22 protein-coding genes are annotated in these 19,256 nt (G+C 63.3%); 14 read left to right on the top strand and 8 right to left on the bottom strand.

Features of this window, described 5'->3' with window-relative positions; all coding sequences use genetic code 11:
- The first annotated feature begins 82 nt into the window (after positions 1-82).
- From KSS93_RS09160 to KSS93_RS09135, 6 genes are all read left to right on the top strand, one after another.
- Entirely contained in the window at positions 83-631 is a 549-nt protein-coding gene (locus tag KSS93_RS09160; protein ID WP_217888008.1) for an Rnf-Nqr domain containing protein, read from the top strand.
- Positions 628-1,608, top strand: coding sequence for an RnfABCDGE type electron transport complex subunit D (locus KSS93_RS09155; protein ID WP_217888007.1), 981 nt, complete (start codon positions 628-630; stop codon positions 1,606-1,608). The genes KSS93_RS09160 and KSS93_RS09155 overlap by 4 nt, the downstream gene beginning before the upstream one ends.
- Positions 1,605-2,219, top strand: coding sequence for an RnfABCDGE type electron transport complex subunit G (locus KSS93_RS09150; RefSeq protein ID WP_217888006.1), 615 nt, complete (start codon positions 1,605-1,607; stop codon positions 2,217-2,219). The genes KSS93_RS09155 and KSS93_RS09150 overlap by 4 nt, the downstream gene beginning before the upstream one ends.
- Positions 2,212-2,733, top strand: coding sequence for an NADH:quinone oxidoreductase (locus KSS93_RS09145; protein WP_217888005.1), 522 nt, complete (start codon positions 2,212-2,214; stop codon positions 2,731-2,733). Before KSS93_RS09150 ends, KSS93_RS09145 begins: the two co-directional genes overlap by 8 nt.
- 4 nt (positions 2,734-2,737) lie before the next feature.
- Positions 2,738-3,376 carry an endonuclease III gene (gene nth / locus KSS93_RS09140; protein ID WP_217888004.1) on the top strand — a complete coding sequence of 213 codons (639 nt, stop codon included), beginning with the start codon at positions 2,738-2,740 and terminating at the stop codon, positions 3,374-3,376.
- A 103-nt stretch (positions 3,377-3,479) separates the two neighbouring features.
- Entirely contained in the window at positions 3,480-3,656 is a 177-nt protein-coding gene (locus tag KSS93_RS09135) for a PA3496 family putative envelope integrity protein (protein ID WP_217842098.1), read from the top strand.
- 42 nt (positions 3,657-3,698) lie between these two features.
- Here KSS93_RS09135 and KSS93_RS09130 read toward each other — a convergent pair whose 3' ends face one another.
- Positions 3,699-4,325 carry a response regulator transcription factor gene (locus KSS93_RS09130; protein ID WP_217888003.1) on the bottom strand — a complete coding sequence of 209 codons (627 nt, stop codon included), beginning with the start codon at positions 4,323-4,325 and terminating at the stop codon, positions 3,699-3,701.
- A gap of 367 nt (positions 4,326-4,692) precedes the next feature.
- Between KSS93_RS09130 and KSS93_RS09125 the strand changes: the two genes are divergently transcribed.
- Positions 4,693-5,178, top strand: coding sequence for a hypothetical protein (locus KSS93_RS09125; RefSeq protein ID WP_217888002.1), 486 nt, complete (start codon positions 4,693-4,695; stop codon positions 5,176-5,178).
- A gap of 55 nt (positions 5,179-5,233) precedes the next feature.
- Here KSS93_RS09125 and KSS93_RS09120 read toward each other — a convergent pair whose 3' ends face one another.
- Positions 5,234-6,457, bottom strand: a complete 1,224-nt coding sequence (locus KSS93_RS09120) for an argininosuccinate synthase (RefSeq protein ID WP_217842096.1) — start codon at positions 6,455-6,457, stop codon at positions 5,234-5,236.
- 128 nt (positions 6,458-6,585) lie between these two features.
- Complete coding sequence (locus tag KSS93_RS09115; protein ID WP_217888001.1) at positions 6,586-7,557, bottom strand: flagellar protein MotY; 972 nt, start codon at positions 7,555-7,557, stop codon at positions 6,586-6,588.
- A 130-nt stretch (positions 7,558-7,687) separates the two neighbouring features.
- On the opposite strand from KSS93_RS09115, the gene pyrC reads away from it, so the two are divergent.
- Together pyrC and rnt are read left to right on the top strand one after the other, a co-directional pair.
- Entirely contained in the window at positions 7,688-8,734 is a 1,047-nt protein-coding gene (gene pyrC / locus KSS93_RS09110) for a dihydroorotase (RefSeq protein ID WP_217888000.1), read from the top strand.
- Positions 8,731-9,405 carry a ribonuclease T gene (rnt, locus tag KSS93_RS09105; protein WP_217887999.1) on the top strand — a complete coding sequence of 225 codons (675 nt, stop codon included), beginning with the start codon at positions 8,731-8,733 and terminating at the stop codon, positions 9,403-9,405. Before pyrC ends, rnt begins: the two co-directional genes overlap by 4 nt.
- 137 nt (positions 9,406-9,542) lie before the next feature.
- Here rnt and KSS93_RS09100 read toward each other — a convergent pair whose 3' ends face one another.
- Positions 9,543-10,145, bottom strand: a complete 603-nt coding sequence (locus tag KSS93_RS09100) for a peroxiredoxin (RefSeq protein ID WP_217842092.1) — start codon at positions 10,143-10,145, stop codon at positions 9,543-9,545.
- A gap of 213 nt (positions 10,146-10,358) precedes the next feature.
- On the opposite strand from KSS93_RS09100, the gene KSS93_RS09095 reads away from it, so the two are divergent.
- Both KSS93_RS09095 and bfr read left to right on the top strand, forming a co-directional pair.
- Positions 10,359-10,580: a bacterioferritin-associated ferredoxin gene (locus KSS93_RS09095; protein ID WP_046854452.1), complete on the top strand. Its 222-nt coding sequence runs from the start codon at positions 10,359-10,361 to the stop codon at positions 10,578-10,580.
- 201 nt (positions 10,581-10,781) lie between these two features.
- On the top strand, positions 10,782-11,255 hold the full coding sequence (bfr, locus tag KSS93_RS09090; RefSeq protein ID WP_217887998.1) for a bacterioferritin: 474 nt from the start codon (positions 10,782-10,784) through the stop codon (positions 11,253-11,255).
- A 150-nt stretch (positions 11,256-11,405) separates the two neighbouring features.
- Here bfr and grxD read toward each other — a convergent pair whose 3' ends face one another.
- Complete coding sequence (grxD, locus tag KSS93_RS09085; RefSeq protein WP_103449407.1) at positions 11,406-11,741, bottom strand: Grx4 family monothiol glutaredoxin; 336 nt, start codon at positions 11,739-11,741, stop codon at positions 11,406-11,408.
- A 91-nt stretch (positions 11,742-11,832) separates the two neighbouring features.
- Positions 11,833-13,941: a molybdopterin oxidoreductase family protein gene (locus KSS93_RS09080; protein ID WP_217887997.1), complete on the bottom strand. Its 2,109-nt coding sequence runs from the start codon at positions 13,939-13,941 to the stop codon at positions 11,833-11,835.
- 364 nt (positions 13,942-14,305) lie between these two features.
- On the opposite strand from KSS93_RS09080, the gene argF reads away from it, so the two are divergent.
- Complete coding sequence (argF, locus tag KSS93_RS09075) at positions 14,306-15,226, top strand: ornithine carbamoyltransferase (protein ID WP_217842089.1); 921 nt, start codon at positions 14,306-14,308, stop codon at positions 15,224-15,226.
- The gene (locus KSS93_RS09070) at positions 15,223-16,332 is read left to right on the top strand and encodes an ABC transporter ATP-binding protein (RefSeq protein WP_217887996.1); all 1,110 of its coding nucleotides are present in this window, start codon (positions 15,223-15,225) and stop codon (positions 16,330-16,332) included. Before argF ends, KSS93_RS09070 begins: the two co-directional genes overlap by 4 nt.
- A 334-nt stretch (positions 16,333-16,666) precedes the next feature.
- Here the strand turns inward: KSS93_RS09070 and KSS93_RS09065 are convergent, their stop codons facing one another.
- Complete coding sequence (locus tag KSS93_RS09065; RefSeq protein WP_217887995.1) at positions 16,667-17,452, bottom strand: PhzF family phenazine biosynthesis protein; 786 nt, start codon at positions 17,450-17,452, stop codon at positions 16,667-16,669.
- A gap of 148 nt (positions 17,453-17,600) precedes the next feature.
- Positions 17,601-18,071 carry a Cys-tRNA(Pro) deacylase gene (gene ybaK, locus KSS93_RS09060; RefSeq protein ID WP_217887994.1) on the bottom strand — a complete coding sequence of 157 codons (471 nt, stop codon included), beginning with the start codon at positions 18,069-18,071 and terminating at the stop codon, positions 17,601-17,603.
- Between the two features lie 305 nt (positions 18,072-18,376).
- Here ybaK and KSS93_RS09055 point away from each other — a divergent pair, with 305 nt between their 5' ends.
- On the top strand, positions 18,377-19,228 hold the full coding sequence (locus KSS93_RS09055) for an MIP/aquaporin family protein (RefSeq protein WP_217842085.1): 852 nt from the start codon (positions 18,377-18,379) through the stop codon (positions 19,226-19,228).
- Positions 19,229-19,256: the final 28 nt, after the last annotated feature.

Raw genomic sequence — 19,256 nt, 5'->3', positions numbered from 1 at the left:
TTGCCCCGGCCACTGGCCGGGGCATTTGCATCTGCCGCCCACTGCCCGATAATCAGGGCAACTCCCGGCCTTCGGCATGTTCATGAGCGACTTCGTCCTGGCCCTGTTCAGCGCCGCGCTGATCAATATCCTGGCTCTCGAGCCCGAACGGCCTGACCGCCGTCGCCTGCATGCCCTTGGCGCCTGCAGCGCATTGCTGATGGTCGCGGCACTGCCAGCGGGCTACCTGTTGCAGCACGAACTGCTGGCCGCGCTCGGGCTACAGGACATGCGCCTGTTCCTGTTACTGCCACTGCTCGCCGCCCTGGCGTGGTGCCTGCCGCCGCTGGTGCAACGCTTGCGCCCCGACTGGCCGATACCCGGCTTGCACACAGTGTTGATGGGCAACGCCGCCGCGCTGGGCCTGCTGCTGGAGCTGGGCAGGGATGGCAGCAGCACCTGGCAGGCCCTGCGCTGGGGCCTCATTGCCGGTGCTGGCTTCTGGCTGGCATTGTTGCTGCTCGCCGGCGTGCTTGAACGCAGCCAGCATGCAGACATCCCAGCACCCTTGCGTGGCCTGCCCATCACGCTGATCGGTGCCGGTATCATGGCCATGGCTTTCTCGGGGCTAAACGGAATGTTCGGGCCATGACCCCGCAGCTTATGCCCGACCCGCGCTTGCGTAGCGCCATGAACCTGGTGCTGCTGGCCTGCGCACCTGGCCTTGCGACGCTGTTCTGGCTGCACGGCTGGGGCATTGCGATCAACCTGCTGCTGTGCACCATCAGCGCGCTGGCCTGCGAGGCGCTGCTGCTATGGGGGCGCCGGCAACCCATTGCGCCGGCAGTGGCCGACGGTAGCGCCGTGGTGAGCGCCGTTTTGCTGGCCGTCGCCCTGCCCGCCCAGGCGCCCTGGTGGCTCCCCGTGACGGCGTCCTGCGTCGCCATCGGCTTGGGCAAGCAAGCGTTCGGCGGTGTCGGGGGCAATCTGTGCAACCCGGCGATGGTGGGGTACGCGTTCGCCGTGCTGAGCTTTCCGGCGCAGATGAACCACTGGCCGGGCCAGGCGCCCGGCTTGCTCGACAGCCTCAACCTGAGCTTCGCCGCCAGCCAAGGCATCGACGCCTGGGCCAGCCCCACGGTGCTCGATACCTTGCGCCACAACCGCAGTTTGACCATCGACGAACTGTTCGCCAGCCACCCTGCCTTCGGCCACCTGGGCGGGCGCGGCAGCGAATGGGTGAACCTGGCGTTCCTCCTGGGCGGCCTGTGGCTGCTGCAGCGCAAGGTATTCACCTGGCATGCACCCACCGGGCTGCTGGGCGGGATACTGCTGTTCAGCCTGCTGGGCTGGAACGGCTCGGGTTCCGATTCCCATGGCTCGCCGCTGCTGCACCTGTTCAGCGGCTCGACCATGCTCGCAGCTTTCTTCATTGCCACCGAACCGGTTTCAGGCTGCAAGCGCGCCCGTGCGCGGCTGGCCTTCGGCGTGGGCGCCGGCCTGCTCATCTATGCCATGCGCACCTGGAGCAGCCTGCCCGATGGCACTGCATTCGCCATCCTGTTGATGAACTTGGCGGCCCCTACCCTTGACCGTTGGGCCGAGCGCCGGGAGGCGGCAAGCACATGAACGCACGCGCGCGCAGCATTGTGCTGCTGGTACTGGTGACGGGCCTGGCGCTGGCGCTGAGCCTGGCCTGGCAGCGCGCCACCGAGCAACCCATCGCCGAAGCCGAACTCCAGCTGCGCGAGCAAGCGTGGCTGGCCGTGCTGCCTGCGGGCAGCTATGACAACCAGCCGCTGCACACGCCCCTGGCGCTGGCCGACACACACCTGGGCCACAGCCGCCTGCTGGCCGGCTACCGGGCGACCCTAGCCGGCCAGGCCGTCGCCATCTTGCTGCACAGCCAGAGCCAGGGCTATGCCGGGCCAATCGAACTGGCCATCGCCATCGCCGCCAACGGTCGCTTGCTGGGCATTCAGGTACTGCAGCAGCAGGAAAGCCCCGGCCTTGGTGACCAACTGGCCGACCCGGCGCGGCATTGGCTGCAGCAGTTCGTCGGCAAAGGCCTCACCGACACGCCAGCACAGGCCTGGGCGCTAAAGCGTGACCAGGGCCAGTTCGACCACTTGGCGGGGGCAACCGTCACCTCGCGCGCGGTAATCGACGCCACGCAAGATGCCTTGCGTTATTTCGACGAACATCGCCCGTCACTGCTGGCAGCGCCTGCCGATGAATAAGCCACTGCTGCTTACCGCCTGCCTGGCCCCACTGCTGGGCGCCACCTCGACCTTGGCCCAGGCCGCCCTGGCCGGCACCTGCTGCCTGGGCCTGATCACAGCGCACCAAGGCTTGATGACCCCACTGCGGCCACATTTGGGCGGCGCAACACGGACTTGGGCCTCTCTGATGCTGGCCGCCGCATTGGCAACCTGCCTGCAACTGGGGCTGGATGCCTGGGCCATGGCCCGCGCGCTGCCGTTCAACCACTACCCGGCGATCATCGCCCTGCAGTGCATTGGCATCGAATACCTGCTGCCCACCCAGCGTCGCTGGCGAACGCTGGTCAAGGGCCTGGCCGGGGTACTGCTGACATGCCTGGCCCTGGGCCTGGGCCGCCAGTGGCTGGCCGGCATGGGGTTGCACATCGCCGCACTGGTGCCAGGCGCACTGGTACTGCTCGGCCTGCTGCTGGGCCTGTACAATCGCCTGCGCCCGCCGTCCTCACCCTCACGCCGTCAAGGAACCCTTTAACCCCATGAATGCCGCCAAACGCCTGGAGATCTTTCGCAGGCTGCATGAAGACAACCCAGAACCCAAGACCGAGCTCGCCTACACCACGCCGTTCGAATTGCTGATTGCCGTTATTCTCTCGGCCCAGGCCACCGATGTGGGCGTGAACAAGGCCACCGCACGCCTGTACCCGGTCGCCAATACGCCACAGGCCATCCATGCGCTGGGCGTGGAAGGGCTGAGCGAGTACATCAAGACCATCGGGCTGTACAACAGCAAGGCCAAGAACGTCATCGAGACCTGCCGGCTGCTCATCGAACTGCATGGTGGCGAGGTACCGCAAACCCGCGAAGCCCTGGAAGCCCTGCCGGGCGTGGGCCGCAAAACCGCCAACGTGGTGCTGAACACAGCATTCGGGCAACTGGCCATGGCGGTCGACACGCATATTTTCAGGGTCAGCAACCGCACCGGCATCGCCCCCGGCAAAACCGTGCTGGAGGTGGAAAAAAAGCTGCTCAAGTTCGTCCCCAAGGACTATCTGCTCGACGCCCACCACTGGCTGATCCTGCATGGCCGCTATGTTTGTCAGGCGCGCAAGCCCCGCTGCGGCAGTTGCCGTATCGAAGATTTGTGCGAGTACAAGCTCAAGACTTCCGACGATTGATGCAATAGAAGAAATTGCAATATTCGATTGAAAAAATCTTTTTTACCGGCTTCGCGAATCCAGCTATAAGGACGGCCAATGGCCCTTTGGCTTGGAGTGACGCATGAGCACCGATAAAGAAGACCTTGCTGCCGACGACGAATTCACCAGCGCGGAAGAGGAAGTGGAGCCCCAGGTCGAAACGGCCAAAACCAACCTCAGCAAGCGCCGCACCATCGACAATATGTTGGAAGAGCGCCGCCTGCAAAAGCAACTGGCAGACTTCGATTACGACCTCTGATACACATCGAGAAAGCCTCCTGACACGGAGGCTTTTCTGCATTCAGGCCAGGCCGTGGCGCTGGGCCAGTTCAATGAGGTCGACCAGCGAGCGGGCATTGAGCTTGAACAGCAGGCGGGTTTTGTAAGTGCTCACCGTCTTGTTGCTGAGGAACATGCTGTCGGCGATTTCCTTGTTGCTCCTGCCGCGCGCCAGTTGCTGCAACACCATCATTTCACGCCCTGACAGGCGCTCGACCATTTCCGTTTCGCTCCCAGTACTGCTGACCGGCCTGCCCTTGTGCAACGCCTGGTTGGGGAAGTAGCTGTAACCGGACAATACCGCCTTGATGGCGCTAAGCAGTTCTGTCAGTTCCTGTTGCTTGCATACATAGCCGGCAGCCCCAGCCTGCATGCAACGCATGGAAAAATGCCCAGGGGCCTGCGAGGTCAGCACCAGCACCTTGCTCGCCGGGCTTACCAGTTCCAGGCGGGCAACCACCTCGAGCCCATCGAGCTTGGGAATCCCGATATCCAGGATGACGATGTCCGGCAAATGCTCGCGCGTAAGCTGCAAGGCATCGACGCCGTTGTCGGTTTCTGCCACCACCTCGTAACCATGCCGCTCCATCAGCATGCGCACAGCCAGCCGAATGACCGGGTGATCATCCACGATCAGCACTTTGTTCATGCGTTACCCATTGATTCGTGATTTTGATTTCGACCACTCACCATAACCGAGCGTCGACAATCAATAAGCAGCGATTTCCCCGGAAGATGCATGTAAAGAGCTGTACTACATGCATTAAGGAAACTTCCTACATGCAAGACTTTTCCGGGATGCATCATCCGCAGGAACATCGAATAAGCGCTGAAACTTATCAAGCTGGGCATCATCGACAAAGTGCCGAAAAGGGATAGCAGGTGCGGGAAATTTCGCCCCTTGCCACAGGACGCGTGGACCAGCCAGGCTGATACAGCTGCCAGGGAAAGCCGCCGCCCTTATGCCCCGGAACAAAAAGCCCTACAGATGAGCAAAGCCTTTCGGGTTCATCATCATGAAGCAGCCATCACTCAGCCCCCTGAGCATCATTGCGGTCTTTGCCGGTGTCGTCGAAGCTTCGGCGCTGGCATCGCTGCCGTTTCTCAACGATTCCAGCCAGTCGATCTACACATGGTTCCTGGTCGGGTTCCCGTTTTTCCTGACGGTGTTGTTCTTCCTCACCCTCAACTTCAACGCCAACTCACTGTTTGCCCCAGAAAAGGCCGACCTCGCACCGGAACAGGCATCGTTGTTCAACCCACCACCGGCGCCGGCCACCAACCGGGGGCAGTCGCCAGCGGCAAACAGCGGCCCGATCATAATCGCCTTGTCCGGGCCGCAGAGCCGCACCACCATCGAACAGCACATGTGCAGCGCGCTCAATCCGCCCTACTCGGCGGTTCGCAACTGGGTTCTCTATGACCTCGACCAACGTACCTGCATCAAGCTGTCGGTCGGGCCGATGCAGGACAACGCGCATGGGCCCTTCATGAATTCTTGAGGCACAGAAACAAAAAACCCGGCCATGGCCGGGTTTTTTGTCGCTAACGCTCGACTTACAGCATCGAACGGCCTTTGTTGGCCGCAATGCGCATGCGCAGTGCGTTGAGCTTGATGAAGCCAGCGGCGTCGGCCTGGTTGTAGGCGCCGCCATCTTCTTCGAAGGTCGCGATGTTGGCGTCGAACAGGGTGTCGTCCGACTGACGGCCAACCACGCTGACGCTGCCCTTGTACAGCTTCAGGCGTACCACACCGTTCACGTTGGCCTGCGAAGCGTCGATCATCTGTTGCAGCATCAGACGCTCCGGGCTCCACCAGTAGCCGGTGTAGATCAGGCTGGCGTACTTGGGCATCAGCTCGTCTTTCAGGTGAGCGACTTCGCGGTCCAGTGTGATCGACTCGATGGCACGGTGCGCCTTGAGCATGATGGTGCCGCCAGGCGTTTGGTAGCAGCCGCGGGACTTCATGCCGACGTAGCGGTTTTCAACGATGTCCAGACGGCCGATGCCGTTGGCACCGCCGACCCGGTTCAGTTCGGCCAGCACGGTGGCCGGGGACTTCTCGACGCCGTCGATGGCGACGATGTCACCGTTGCGGTAGGTCAGCTCGATGTAGGTCGCCTGGTCTGGCGCAGCTTCCGGAGAAACGCCCCAGCTTGGCAGCCACATGTCGTCTTCGGCCTCGGCCCACGGGTCCTCCAGCACGCCACCCTCGTAGGAGATGTGCAGCAGGTTGGCGTCCATCGAGTACGGCGACTTCTTCTTGCCGCTGTTTTCGATCTTGATGCCGTGCTTCTCGGCGTAGCCCATCAGCTTCTCGCGGGACAGCAGGTCCCACTCACGCCATGGTGCGATGACCTTGACGCCTGGCTTGAGCGCGTAGGCACCCAGCTCGAAGCGTACCTGGTCGTTACCCTTGCCGGTAGCGCCGTGGGAAATGGCGTCGGCGCCGGTTTCGTTGGCGATTTCGATCAGGCGCTTGGCGATCAGCGGGCGGGCGATGGAAGTACCCAGCAGGTACTCGCCTTCGTAGACGGTGTTGGCACGGAACATCGGGAACACGAAGTCGCGCACGAACTCTTCGCGCAGGTCGTCGATGTAGATTTCTTTAATGCCCAGCGCCTCGGCTTTGGCGCGGGCCGGCTCGACCTCTTCGCCCTGGCCCAGGTCAGCGGTGAAGGTCACCACTTCGCAGTTGTAGGTGTCCTGCAGCCACTTGAGAATCACCGAAGTATCAAGGCCGCCGGAATACGCCAGTACGACCTTTTTTACGTCCGCCATGCCATCACTCCACGGGGTTGTACGGAAAGCCTTCGATTCTAACGGCCTTGCCGCAAAATTTACAGTGGGGCGACAGCTTGTGATGACAAAGCGACAGGAACTGTCGCCAGCGCGACCAACGGTCGCGCTCAGGCCTTCTTCGCAGGGGCTGGCTGCGCGGCAGGCACAACTGGTGCCGCAGCCGGGCTGGCTGGGGCTGCAGCCGGAGCTGGCGGCGCAACCGGTGCTTCTACCGGTTTTTCGACGGGCGTGACGCGGTCGAGCTGGATGTTCACCCGGCGGTTGCGGGCGCGGTTGGCCGCGCTGTTGTTCTTCACCAGCGGGTAGCGCTCGCCATGGAAGCGCACGGTGATCTGCTCTTCCGGCACGCCATGGGCCTTGAGGTATTCAGCCACCGCCAGGGCCCGGCGCCGCGAGTTGTCGCGGTTGGTCAGGCGGTTGCCGCTGTTGTCGGAGTGGCCGTCGAGCTCGATGTGGTTGACCGACGGGTCGGCCCGCAGGTAGTCGAGGATCACGTCCAGGCGCGCCCGCGCCGAGCTGTCCAGCTCCAGGCCCGTGCCCGGGAAGCCGATCTGGGTCTGACGGATCTGGTCGTAGTTCATCGGCAGCAGCTTGGCCGCACACACTTGATAGTCGCTGTAGGCCTTGGCGAAGCTGACCGGCAGCACGCGCACCTCCATGGGCCGCCCGCCTTCACCGGTGTAGTTGCGCACCACCGTGCTGCGCCCGTCCAGCAGCCCGTTGATCAGGCGGCTGGCCTGGCCCTGGCTTGAGGTGAACAGCACCCCGGTACGGGCCATGCGTACCGCGCCCAAGTTGATGTCACCACGCCCCGGCTGCCAAGGCGCCGCTGCGGCCAGCAGGGTGGCGGAACCTGCGCCCAGCACGTTGCTGTCCGAACGCAGCTGGAAGGTCGGCTGCTCGCCGGCGCGGCGCACGAATTCGCCACTGCCGAAACCTTCGATCGGCTGGCTCAGACGGCACTCGAACTGGTCCCCCTCGACCTTCCAGGCGACGCTCTCGACGCGGGTCTGGAATGTCATTGCCCCGGCCGGAAGGCTGGCAACGAGAGTGAACAGGGCTAGATAACGCTGGCGCACAGGCGGCTCCACAAATTCTGACGGCTTACTCCAAGGCTATCGGACGCCCCGCAGAAAACTTGATAGCCGTGCTCGGGCCGGGGTTTTCCGGTAGCATTGGCGCCTGAGTTCGACCCGCCTGGAATCCCCAATGTCCGATCGCCTGACCCTCCTGCGTCCCGACGACTGGCACATCCATCTGCGCGATGGTGCCGTCCTGCCCCATACCGTTGCTGATGTGGCCCGCACCTTCGGCCGTGCCATCATCATGCCCAACCTGGTCCCGCCGGTACGCAATGCCGTCGAAGCCGATGCCTACCGCCAGCGCATCCTCGCTGCCCGCCCGGCCGGCAGCCGCTTCGAGCCGCTGATGGTGCTGTACCTCACCGACCGCACCAGCCCCGAGGACGTTCGCGCAGCCAAGGCCAGCGGCTTCGTGTACGCCGCCAAGCTGTACCCGGCCGGCGCTACCACCAACTCCGATTCCGGCGTTACCAGCATCGACAACATCTTCCCGGCCATCGAAGCGCTGGCCGAAACCGGCATGCCGCTGCTGGTGCACGGTGAAGTGACGCGCAGCGAGATCGACGTGTTCGACCGCGAGAAGCGCTTCATCGACGAGCACATGCGCCGCCTGGTCGAACGCTTCCCAACGCTCAAAGTGGTGTTCGAGCACATCACCACCAGCGATGCCGCGCAGTTCGTCGCCGAGGCGCCGGCCAACGTCGGCGCCACCATCACTGCCCAGCATCTGCTGTACAACCGCAACCACATGCTGGTCGGTGGTATTCGCCCGCACTTCTATTGCCTGCCGATCCTCAAGCGCAACACCCACCAGGTGGCGCTGCTGGACGCGGCCACCAGCGGCAGCCCGAAGTTCTTCCTCGGCACCGACTCGGCACCCCACGCCCAGCACGCCAAAGAAAACGCCTGCGGCTGTGCCGGCTGCTACACCGCCTACGCCGCCATCGAGCTGTATGCCGAGGCGTTCGAGCAGCGCAACGCGCTGGACAAGCTCGAAGGTTTTGCCAGCAAGCACGGCCCGGACTTCTACGGCCTGCCACGCAACACCGACACCATCACCCTGGTGCGTGACGAGTGGACCGCCCCTACCAGCCTGCCGTTCGGCGACAACACCGTGATCCCGCTGCGTGCCGGTGAAAAACTGCACTGGCGCCTGCTGGAGGACAACGCGTGAGCGAAGACCTCTACGACGACGAACAGGACGGCCAGGCCAGCAGCGGCTCGCGCCACCCCATGGCCGAGCGCTTTCGCGGCTACCTGCCGGTAGTGGTGGATGTCGAGACCGGCGGCTTCAACAGCGCCACCGACGCCCTGCTGGAAATCGCCGCGGTGACCATCGGCATGGACGAAAAGGGCTTCCTGTTCCCCGAGCACACCTACTTCTACCGGGTCGAACCGTTCGAAGGGGCCAACATCGAACAGGCTGCGCTGGAGTTCACCGGCATCAAGCTGGACCACCCGCTGCGCATGGCAGTCAGCGAAGAGAGCGCGCTGACCGACATCTTCCGTGGCGTGCGCAAGGCGCTGAAGGCCAACGGCTGCAAGCGGGCGATCCTGGTTGGCCACAACAGCAGCTTCGACCTGGGCTTTCTCAACGCCGCGGTGGCGCGCAACGACATCAAGCGCAACCCGTTCCACCCGTTCTCCAGCTTCGACACCGCGACGCTGGCCGGCCTTGCCTACGGCCAGACCGTACTGGCGCGAGCATGCCAGAGCGCCGACATCGACTTCGACGGGCGTGAGGCGCATTCGGCGCGTTACGATACCGAGAAGACCGCCGAGCTGTTCTGCGGCATCGTCAATCGCTGGAAAGAAATGGGCGGCTGGCGCGACTTCAACGATTGAAGGCAGTTGCAAGCTGCAAGCTATAGGCCGCAAGAGAGCGCAGACCGCGTACGCCGTGCCTTCTCTTGTAGCTTGCAGCTTGAAACTCGAAGCACAAAAAAACCGGCCACCAGGGCCGGTTTTTTTGTACACCTGCTTTACAGCTTGCCAGCGTTCTCGCTCAGGTAGGCGGCTACGCCCTCTGGCGAAGCATTCATGCCCTTGTCGCCTTTCTTCCAGTTGGCAGGGCAGACTTCGCCGTGCTCTTCGTGGAATTGCAGGGCGTCGACCAGGCGCAGCAGCTCGTCCATGTTACGACCCAGTGGCAGGTCGTTGATGATCTGCGAACGCACAACACCGTTGGTGTCGATCAGGAACGCGCCACGGAAAGCCACGCCGCCTTCGGACTCGACGTCGTAGGCCTTGCAGATTTCGTGGGTCATGTCGGCTGCCAGGGTGTATTTGACCTGGCCGATGCCGCCGTTGTTGACCGGGGTATTACGCCAGGCGTTGTGGGTGAAGTGCGAGTCGATCGAAACGCCGATCACTTCGACGTTGCGCGCCTGGAAGTCAGGGATGCGGTGGTCCAGGGCGATCAGCTCGGACGGGCAGACGAAGGTGAAGTCCAGCGGGTAGAAGAACACCAGGCCGTACTTGCCCTTGATGGCCGAGGCCAGGTTGAAGCTGTCGACGATTTCGCCATTGCCCAGAACAGCCGGGACGGTGAAGTCAGGGGCTTTTTTACCAACGAGTACGCTCATGCGATTTCTCCTGATGAGGGGTGGAAAACCTTGCCCGGGCGGAACGCGTCCCCCGGAACCGGCAAAGGCCGACCATCATACACGGCTTATCGTGACAGGCCGAATCTGTGCCACCGGTCGCTCAAGCACGGCCCTCCCAGAAAGTGCTTTGACAAGCATTCTCATTACCATTACTCTGCAAACCATCGAATCCACCCGCGATGGTCAGCCTTTATGTATGTGTGTCTTTGTGTCGGTGTTACCGACGGACAGATCCGCGATGCGATCTACGAAGGATGCTGCAGCTACAAGGAAGTTCGAGCCGCCACCAACGTCGCCAGCCAGTGCGGCAAATGCGCCTGCCTCGCCAAGCAGGTGGTGCGCGAGACCCTGACCGAGCTGCAACTCAGTCAGCAGGCTGCCCTGCCCTACCCCGTTGAATTCAACGCGGCGTAAACAACCCATTTCGAAGAACCGGGCCCAGTGCCCGGTTTTTTTATGCCTGTAATTCAATAAGTTAGCGTTCTAACGCGGTTCACAAACATTCTTATTCCGATTAAATTTCACTTATTATTCAATAACTTAGGTTTGACATAGGTAGTTGTCGGGCTCAAACTTGTTTTCATTGGCTCAACTTCTACAGGGCAGGACCCCATCATGAAAGGCGACGTAAGCGTCATCCAGCATCTCAACAAGATCCTCGGAAACGAGCTGGTCGCAATCAACCAGTATTTTCTGCATGCCCGCATGTACGAAGATTGGGGCCTGAACAAGATCGGCAAGCTTGAGTACAAAGAGTCCATCCAGGCGATGAAGGACGCTGACAAGCTGATCAAGCGCATCCTCTTCCTCGAAGGCATCCCCAACGTCCAGGACCTGGGCAAGCTGATGATCGGCGAGCACACCAAAGAGATGCTCGACTGCGACCTGAAGCTTGAAAAAAGAGCCCACGGCGACCTCAAGGCGGCCATCGCCCACTGCGAAACCGCTGGCGATTTCGGTTCGCGCGATGTGCTTGAAGACATCCTCGAAGACCAGGAAGAACACATCGACTGGCTGGAAACCCAGCTGGGCCTGATCGACAAGATCACTATCGAGAACTACCTGCAATCGCAGATGGGCGAAGAGTAAGTTCCCTGAACAGCATCGCCGGCAAACCGGCTCCTACAAGGGATCCCCTGTAGAAGCCGACTTGCCGGCGATGCTTTTTGCGGCCCGACAGCCCCAACAAAAAAGCCCCGCATTCGCGGGGCTTTTGCATTCCGGCTGGAAAACCCGGAATCAGGCTTCGGAAGCCTTGGCCTTGGCGGCCGCGTCCTTGATCAGGGTCTGCAGCTCACCCTTTTCGAACATTTCCAGCATGATGTCGCTGCCGCCGACCAGCTCACCGGCCACCCACAGCTGCGGGAAAGTCGGCCAGTTGGCGTACTTGGGCAGGTTGGCGCGGATTTCCGGGTTCTGCAGGATGTCGACGTAGGCGAACTTTTCGCCACAACCCATCACAGCTTGCGATGCCTTGGCCGAGAAGCCGCACTGCGGGGCATTCGGCGAACCTTTCATGTAAAGCAGAATGGTGTTGTTGGCGATCTGCTCTTTGATTGTATCGATGATATCCATGAAGCACCTCGGCTGAACTTTGCGACGTGATCGTCGCCACGGTGGCGCATTGTATCGGAAAGCCGAGCAGCGTGCTCGGCCTTGCCGATCTTCATGCGGCCTCCACTTGCACCGGCACGCCATTGAGCGCGGCATTGCCCGACACGCCGTCGCGCAGGTGCTCGTCGGTCAGGTCGTTGGCACTCACACCGGGCTGCACCGCCGCCACCTGCAACTGCGCTCCCGCACGGTTGTGGCCATAGCCATGGGGCAGGCTGACCACGCCGGGCATCATCTCCTCGCTGGCCTGTACCGGCACCTCGATCACCCCGGTGCGCGAACGGATGCGTACGGTCTGGCCGTCCTGCAACTGGCGCTGGCGCAAATCGTCGGGGTGCATCAGCAGGTGGTGGCGCGGCTTGCCTTTGACCAGGCGATGGAAGTTGTGCATCCACGAGTTGTTGCTGCGTACATGGCGGCGGCCGATCAACAGCAACTGGCCAGGCTCTGGAGCGGCCTGGCTGGCCAAGCGCTGCAGGTCGGCCAGCAACACCGCCGGCGCCGCCTCCACGGCCTGGTTTGGGGTACGCAGGCGGGCGGCAAGGTTCGGCTGCAGCGGCCCCAGGTCCAGGCCGTGGGGGTGCTGGTCAAGGGCCTGCAGCGACAAGCGCTGTGGCGCATCATCGCCATAACGCCCCTTGCGCAGGGCATAGTCGATCATCTGTGCAGGCGGCAGGGTCGCCTTGAGCTCGAGCTGGGCCCGCGCGGCGAAGGCCTTGGCCAACCCGACGAAAATCTCCCAGTCATGCAACGCCCCTTCAGGCTTGCTCAGGATCGCCCGGTTGAAACGGGTGACATTACGCACCGCCAGCAGGTTGAAGGTGGAATCGTAGTGGTCGTTCTCCAGCGCCGAGGTGGACGGCAGGATCAGGTCTGCGTGGCGGGTGGTCTCGTTGATGTACAGGTCGATACTGAGCATGAAGTCTAGCCCCTCGAGCGCCTGGTCCAGGCGCCGACCGTTGGGGGTGGACAACACCGGGTTGCCGGCCACCGTCACCAATGCCCGCACCTGGCCCTCGCCGGGCACCAGGACTTCCTCGGCCAGGGCCGACACCGGCAACTCGCCGCCGTACTCAGGCAGCCCGGACACGCGGCTCTGCCACTGGTTGAAATGCCCACCCGAGGTGGTTGCCACCAGGTCCACCGCAGGCTCGGTGCACAGTGCCCCGCCCACGCGGTCAAGGTTGCCGGTGACCAGGTTGATCAGTTGCACCAGCCAGTGGCATAGCGAGCCGAAGGCCTGGGTAGAAACGCCCATGCGCCCATAGCACACCGCTTTGCCGGCGCTGGCGAAGTCCCGTGCCAACTGGCGGATGGCATCTGCCGGAATGCCGCAATGGGCGCTCATGCTGTCGGCGTCGAACGGCTGGATGGCCTGCTGCACCTGCTCAAGGCCATTGACTGACAGGTGCGAGCCCCTGGCCAGGTGTTCTGCAAACAAGGTATGCAGCAGCGCAGCCAGCAGCGCCGCATCGCCGCCGGGGCGGATGAACAGGTGCTGGTCGGCCAACGCTGCGGTCTCGCTGCGCCGCGGGTCGATGACCACCAGCCGCCCGCCACGGGCCTTCAACGCCTTCAGGCGCTTCTCCACATCGGGCACGGTCATGATGCTGCCGTTGGACGCCAGCGGGTTGCCGCCGAGAATCAGCATGAAGTCGGTATGGTCGATGTCCGGGATAGGCAACAGCAACCCATGCCCGTACATCAGGTGGCTGGTCAGGTGCTGGGGCAACTGGTCCACCGACGTGGCAGAAAAGCGATTGCGGGTTTTCAGCAAACCGAGAAAGTAGTTGCTGTGGGTCATCAACCCGTAGTTGTGCACGCTCGGGTTGCCCTGGTACACCGCCACCGCGTTGCGCCCATGGGCCTGCTGCACCGCCCACAGGCGCTCGGCAGCCAGGGCGAAGGCCTCGTCCCAGCCGATCGCCTGCCACTGCCCGCCAACGCGCCGATGCGGCTGGCGCAGGCGGTCCGGGTCTTCTTGGATGTCTTGCAGGGCCACCGCCTTGGGGCAGATGTGCCCGCGGCTGAACGGGTCTAGAGCATCGCCCTTGATCGAGGCGATACGCGCCCGGCCGTCGGGCTCGACGCTGACTTCGATGTTCAGGCCGCAAATGGCCTCGCACAGGTGACAGGCTCGGTGATGCAGGGTCGTGGTCATGGCCGCCTTTGCCTGGTTGTTCTTGAACGCCGACTATGCGCCGGTGCAACAGGCCCGGCCAGCGCACTTCGCGGCGTGAATCGGCCGACATCAGGCAGGCGATTCGCGACAGCGCGTTTGCCAAAGGCGCGCCCGGGCGTGTACAACCGCTGTAGCAAATAAAAAACAGCACGCCTGCAAGGGTTTACGACACTCGCTGACACAGACGCACTGTTTCCCCTCTTGGTTTGAGGCGACATTTAATTATAGTATTGCGCCTTTCCCTATTCCGTCCGCCCCGTGCGGCTTACGCCGCAGGTCACTCCCGTTGTCAACAAAACCCATACGGTCGACCTGCACACCGTTGCAGATAAGGTAGTCAATCATGAGCGCTAGGCACTTTCTCTCCCTGCTGGATTTCACCACCGACGAATTGCTCGGTGTGATCCGCCGAGGCATCGAGCTGAAGGACCTGCGCAAGCGCGGCGTGCTGTTCGAGCCCCTGAAAAACCGCGTGCTGGGCATGATCTTCGAAAAATCCTCCACCCGCACCCGCGTATCGTTCGAAGCCGGCATGATCCAGCTCGGTGGCCAGGCCATCTTCCTGTCGCCGCGTGACACGCAACTGGGCCGCGGCGAACCCATCGCCGACAGCGCCATCGTGCTGTCGAGCATGGTCGATGCGGTGATGATCCGCACCCATGCCCACAGCACCCTCACCGAATTCGCCGCCAACTCCAAAGTGCCGGTGATCAACGGCCTGTCCGACGAATCGCACCCGTGCCAGCTGCTGGCCGACATGCAGACCTTCTTCGAACACCGCGGCTCGATCCAGGGCAAGACCGTCACCTGGATCGGCGACGGCTTCAACATGTGCAACTCGTACATCGAGGCCGCCTGCCAGTTCGACTTCCAGCTGCGCATCACCTGCCCCGAAGGTTATGAGCCCGATGCCCGCTTCCTGCAACTGGGTGGCGAGCGCGTGCAGATCATCCGTGACCCGAAAGAAGCCGTACGTGGCGCACACCTGGTGACCACGGATGTCTGGACTTCCATGGGCCAGGAAGAGGAAACTGCACGGCGCCTGGCGCATTTCGCGCCTTACCAGGTCACCCGCGAACTGCTCGACCTGGCGGCACCCGACGCCCTGTTCATGCATTGCCTGCCCGCCCACCGCGGCGAGGAAATCAGCCACGACCTGCTCGACGACCCGCGTTCGGTCGCCTGGGACGAAGCTGAAAACCGCCTGCATGCACAGAAGGCCCTTCTGGAATTCCTTGTAGAACCGGCTTACCACCACGCATGAGTCAACCCCTACTGCTCAACCTGCGCAACCTCGCCTGCGGCTATGGCGACCAGCGCATCGTCCAGAACCTCAACCTGCACCTGAACGCAGGCGACATCGGTTGCCTGCTGGGCTCGTCCGGTTGCGGCAAGACCACCACGCTGCGCGCCATCGCCGGCTTCGAGCCGGTGCACGACGGTGAAATCCAGCTGGCCGGCGAGGTCATCTCCCGCGCAGGCTTCACCCTGGCGCCCGAGAAGCGCCGCATCGGCATGGTGTTCCAGGACTACGCGCTGTTCCCGCACCTCACCGTGGCGCAGAACATCGCCTTCGGCATCGGCAAGCACCCCAAGCAGGCCGAGGTGGTCGAAGAGATGCTCGAGCTGGTCAAGCTCGGCGGCCTAGGCGGGCGCTACCCGCACGAGCTGTCCGGCGGCCAGCAGCAGCGCGTCGCCCTGGCCCGCGCCCTGGCCCCCGAGCCGCAACTGCTGCTGCTCGACGAGCCGTTCTCCAACCTCGACGTGGAGCTGCGCCGGCGCCTGAGCCATGAGGTACGCGACATCCTGAAGAGCCGCGGCACCAGCGCCATCCTGGTCACCCACGATCAGGAGGAAGCCTTTGCCGTCAGCGACCAGGTCGGCGTGTTCAAGGAAGGCCGTCTGGAGCAGTGGGACACACCCTACAACCTCTACCACGAACCGCAAACGCCGTTCGTGGCCAGCTTCATCGGCCAGGGTTATTTCATCCGCGGCCAGATGAGCAGCCACGAGGCGGTCACCACCGAGCTTGGCGAGCTGCGCGGCAACCGCGCCTACACCATGGCCCTGGGCAGTTCGGTAGACGTGCTGCTGCGCCCGGACGACATCATCCATGCGCCCGACAGCGCGCTGCGAGCACAGATCGTCGGCAAGAGCTTCCTTGGCGCCTCCACCCTGTACCGCCTGCAACTGCCCACCGGCAGCCAGCTCGAGGCGATCTTCCCCAGCCATATCGACCACCAGGTCGGGCAGGACGTAGGGATTGCCGTGGCGGCGGACCACCTGGTGCTGTTCCCGGTGCCAGGCAGCGTGGCCGCGCAGCTGACCGCACAGGAAAGCGGCGTGCGCCGTTACAGCTCGGCGCACTGAGCAACGGCTGACAACGCAGCACGTTCCCTGTAGGAGATCACCCAGCCCTTTCGGGCTGCGCTGTCACGCAGAGAACTGGGCACGAGCCCGCCGCGGACCCTGTGGGAGCGGGCTTGCCCGCGAACACCGGCGAAGCCGGTGCCAGACACCGCGTCGCCTGCTTCGCGGGCAAGCCCGCTCCCACAGGTCCATGCTAAATCAATGAGTTATGTGCAGTTCTATGAGGGCCGGCTTGCCGGCGATAGGGCCAGGCCTGGATACGAATGGCTACCGGCCTCATCGCCGGCAAGCCGGCTCCTACAGGGATTATGCAAGCCTGCGCATCAGCACCTGCTCAGAGCGTCAACGTTCCGCTGGCCACCCGCGTGGCATGCCCGCCAATCTTCACCCGCTCCCCTTCCAGCCTGCAGAACAGCTCGCCGCCGCGCGCCGAGCGCTGGGCTGCACGCAGTTCGGTCTTGCCCAGGCGCTCGGCCCAGTACGGAATGAGCAGGCAATGGGTAGAGCCGGTCACCGGGTCTTCAGGGATGCCGATGGCCGGGGCGAAGTAGCGCGAGACGAAATCATGCTGGTCACCGCGCGCGGTGACGATCACCCCAAGCCCAGGCAGGTTGGCCACTGCAGCCATGTCCGGCGTACAGTCGCGCACGGCCTGCTCCGACGGCAATACCACAAACAGCTCCTTCCCCTTGCTGTGGCGCACCTCAAGCACCTCGCAACCCAGCGCCTCGGCCACCGGTAGCGGCTGGTCCACCGGTTGCGGGTCGATGCGCGGGAAGTCCAGCAACAGGCGATCACCCTCACGGCTGACACTCAAGGGGCCGGACTGGCTGTAGAAGTCCAGGCGCGGCTTCTGCTCGCCGTACACCTCGAACAGCACATAGGCACTGGCCAGGGTGGCATGGCCGCACAGCGGCACTTCGGTGGTGGGGGTGAACCAGCGGATCTCGTAGGCTTCGCCGTTGGCCACCACGAATGCGGTCTCGGCCAGGTTGTGCTCGGCGGCGATACGCTGCATCAGCGCTTCGTCGAGCCACCGTTCGAGCAGGTAGACCATGGCGGGGTTGCCGGCGAACGGGCGGTCACTGAAGGCGTCGACCTGATGAAAGTGCAACTGCATGACACGGTCCTTCTGTCCTGGTTATCGAGGGCCGAGCATGGGGCAAGGCGCGCCAGGCGAACAGTGACAGAGTGCAGATATTTGTGACCATACAGATCCAGCTGCTGCGCCCTTTTTAGGAGCGGCCTCGCCAGACCAGCCAGCAGGCTCAGCCGCGGCCAATCCCGGCAAACTGCCCCTGGGTGTGCTCTGCCAGCACCGCTGCTGCCAGTTCGACCTCCAGCCCCCGCCGGCCAGCACTCACATGAATGGTTTCATGCTGTTGCGCAGACTGGTCTATGAACGTGCGCAGGCGCTTCTTCTGCCCCAGCGGGCTGATGCCGCCCACCAGGTAACCGGTAGAGCGCTGAGCCGCCTGAGGGTCGGCCATTTCGCATTTCTTTACGCCTGCGGCCTGTGCCAGCGCCTTGAGGTCGAGGGTGCCCACCACCGGCACCACCGCCACCAGCAACTCGCCCTTCTCGCTACTGGCCAGCAACGTCTTGAACACCCGCTGCGGGTCAAGGCCGAGCTTTTCCGCCGCCTCCAGGCCGTAAGAGGCCGTTTTCGGGTCATGTTCGTAGCTGTGCACGCGGTGTTCGGCACGCGCCTTTTTCAGCAGGTCCAGGGCGGGGGTCATCAACGGCTCCAGTCGATCACAGGTCGGCGCTACTTTAGGGCAAATGCCCGGCGCCATCCAGCACGCCCCCGGGCTAGAGCAGCGGCTATGGATTCACGGGGCGCCGCGGCAGTCAGAATGTGGCTGAACGTTCATTTTCGACCTTTGACATCAGCGTTTCTTGTCTATATTTTTTCGTTTCTGAATAAGCGGTGCACTTATTAGGTGCACCTGATGTAACCCGCCTGACGTCAATGGGGATTGGCGCTGGGCTAATTGCTGTCGAGCGCCCAGCGCCTCACAACAACAAGAACCGAGGTCAATACATGACGACTGCTCTACGCCAGCCCACGCTGTCCGCCCAATGCATGGCCGAGTTCATCGGCACCGCGCTGCTCATCTTCTTCGGCACCGGCTGCGTCGCCGCGCTCAAGGTCGCAGGCGCCAGCTTCGGCCTTTGGGAAATCAGCATCATCTGGGGGGTTGGCGTGAGCATGGCCATCTACCTCACCGCCGGTGTTTCCGGCGCGCACCTGAACCCGGCAGTGAGCATCGCCCTCACCCTGTTCGCCGGCTTCGACAAGCGCAAACTGCCCTTCTACATCCTCGCCCAAGTGTGCGGCGCGTTCTGCGGCGCCGCGCTCGTATACACGCTGTACAGCAACCTGTTCTTCGATTTCGAACAAGCCCACGGCATGCTGCGCGGCAGCCAGGCCAGCCTGGAGCTGGCCTCGGTGTTCTCCACCTACCCGCACCCGGCGCTGTCCACCGGCCAGGCGTTCCTGGTCGAGGTGGTGATCACGGCCATCCTGATGGCCGTGATCATGGCCCTGACCGACGACAACAATGGCCTGCCCCGGGGCGCCACCGCGCCGCTGCTGATCGGCCTGCTGATTGCCGTGATCGGCAGCGCCATGGGCCCGCTGACCGGTTTTGCGATGAACCCGGCACGTGATTTCGGGCCCAAGCTGATGACCTTCCTGGCCGGCTGGGGCGAAGTGGCCTTTACTGGCGGGCGCGACATTCCGTATTTCCTGGTGCCGGTGTTCGCCCCGATCCTCGGCGCCAGCCTGGGCGCGGCCCTGTACCGCGGGCTGATTGCCCGCAACCTGCCAAGTGCGCAGGCCGCAGCCGCACAAGCAGACGATACTCCGCAGGGCGACACCCAGGTTTCCTGACGCCAGCGCCGGGCGAGAACGCCCGCCA

Source organism: Pseudomonas xanthosomatis, from assembly GCF_019139835.1.
Lineage (GTDB): Bacteria > Pseudomonadota > Gammaproteobacteria > Pseudomonadales > Pseudomonadaceae > Aquipseudomonas > Aquipseudomonas fakonensis.
Note: the sequence above shows the minus strand (reverse complement) of the source record. Positions and strands in the feature narration are given on the sequence as shown.

Coding starts and splice junctions, on each gene's coding strand:
- KSS93_RS09160 (WP_217888008.1), top strand. CDS start 83: ATGAGCGACTTCGTCCTGGCCCTGTTCAGCGCCGCGCTGATCAATATC.
- KSS93_RS09155 (WP_217888007.1), top strand. CDS start 628: ATGACCCCGCAGCTTATGCCCGACCCGCGCTTGCGTAGCGCCATGAAC.
- KSS93_RS09150 (WP_217888006.1), top strand. CDS start 1,605: ATGAACGCACGCGCGCGCAGCATTGTGCTGCTGGTACTGGTGACGGGC.
- KSS93_RS09145 (WP_217888005.1), top strand. CDS start 2,212: ATGAATAAGCCACTGCTGCTTACCGCCTGCCTGGCCCCACTGCTGGGC.
- nth (WP_217888004.1), top strand. CDS start 2,738: ATGAATGCCGCCAAACGCCTGGAGATCTTTCGCAGGCTGCATGAAGAC.
- KSS93_RS09135 (WP_217842098.1), top strand. CDS start 3,480: ATGAGCACCGATAAAGAAGACCTTGCTGCCGACGACGAATTCACCAGC.
- KSS93_RS09130 (WP_217888003.1), bottom strand. CDS start 4,325: ATGAACAAAGTGCTGATCGTGGATGATCACCCGGTCATTCGGCTGGCT.
- KSS93_RS09125 (WP_217888002.1), top strand. CDS start 4,693: ATGAAGCAGCCATCACTCAGCCCCCTGAGCATCATTGCGGTCTTTGCC.
- KSS93_RS09120 (WP_217842096.1), bottom strand. CDS start 6,457: ATGGCGGACGTAAAAAAGGTCGTACTGGCGTATTCCGGCGGCCTTGAT.
- pyrC (WP_217888000.1), top strand. CDS start 7,688: ATGTCCGATCGCCTGACCCTCCTGCGTCCCGACGACTGGCACATCCAT.
- KSS93_RS09100 (WP_217842092.1), bottom strand. CDS start 10,145: ATGAGCGTACTCGTTGGTAAAAAAGCCCCTGACTTCACCGTCCCGGCT.
- KSS93_RS09095 (WP_046854452.1), top strand. CDS start 10,359: ATGTATGTGTGTCTTTGTGTCGGTGTTACCGACGGACAGATCCGCGAT.
- bfr (WP_217887998.1), top strand. CDS start 10,782: ATGAAAGGCGACGTAAGCGTCATCCAGCATCTCAACAAGATCCTCGGA.
- grxD (WP_103449407.1), bottom strand. CDS start 11,741: ATGGATATCATCGATACAATCAAAGAGCAGATCGCCAACAACACCATT.
- KSS93_RS09080 (WP_217887997.1), bottom strand. CDS start 13,941: ATGACCACGACCCTGCATCACCGAGCCTGTCACCTGTGCGAGGCCATT.
- argF (WP_217842089.1), top strand. CDS start 14,306: ATGAGCGCTAGGCACTTTCTCTCCCTGCTGGATTTCACCACCGACGAA.
- KSS93_RS09070 (WP_217887996.1), top strand. CDS start 15,223: ATGAGTCAACCCCTACTGCTCAACCTGCGCAACCTCGCCTGCGGCTAT.
- KSS93_RS09065 (WP_217887995.1), bottom strand. CDS start 17,452: ATGCAGTTGCACTTTCATCAGGTCGACGCCTTCAGTGACCGCCCGTTC.
- ybaK (WP_217887994.1), bottom strand. CDS start 18,071: ATGACCCCCGCCCTGGACCTGCTGAAAAAGGCGCGTGCCGAACACCGC.
- KSS93_RS09055 (WP_217842085.1), top strand. CDS start 18,377: ATGACGACTGCTCTACGCCAGCCCACGCTGTCCGCCCAATGCATGGCC.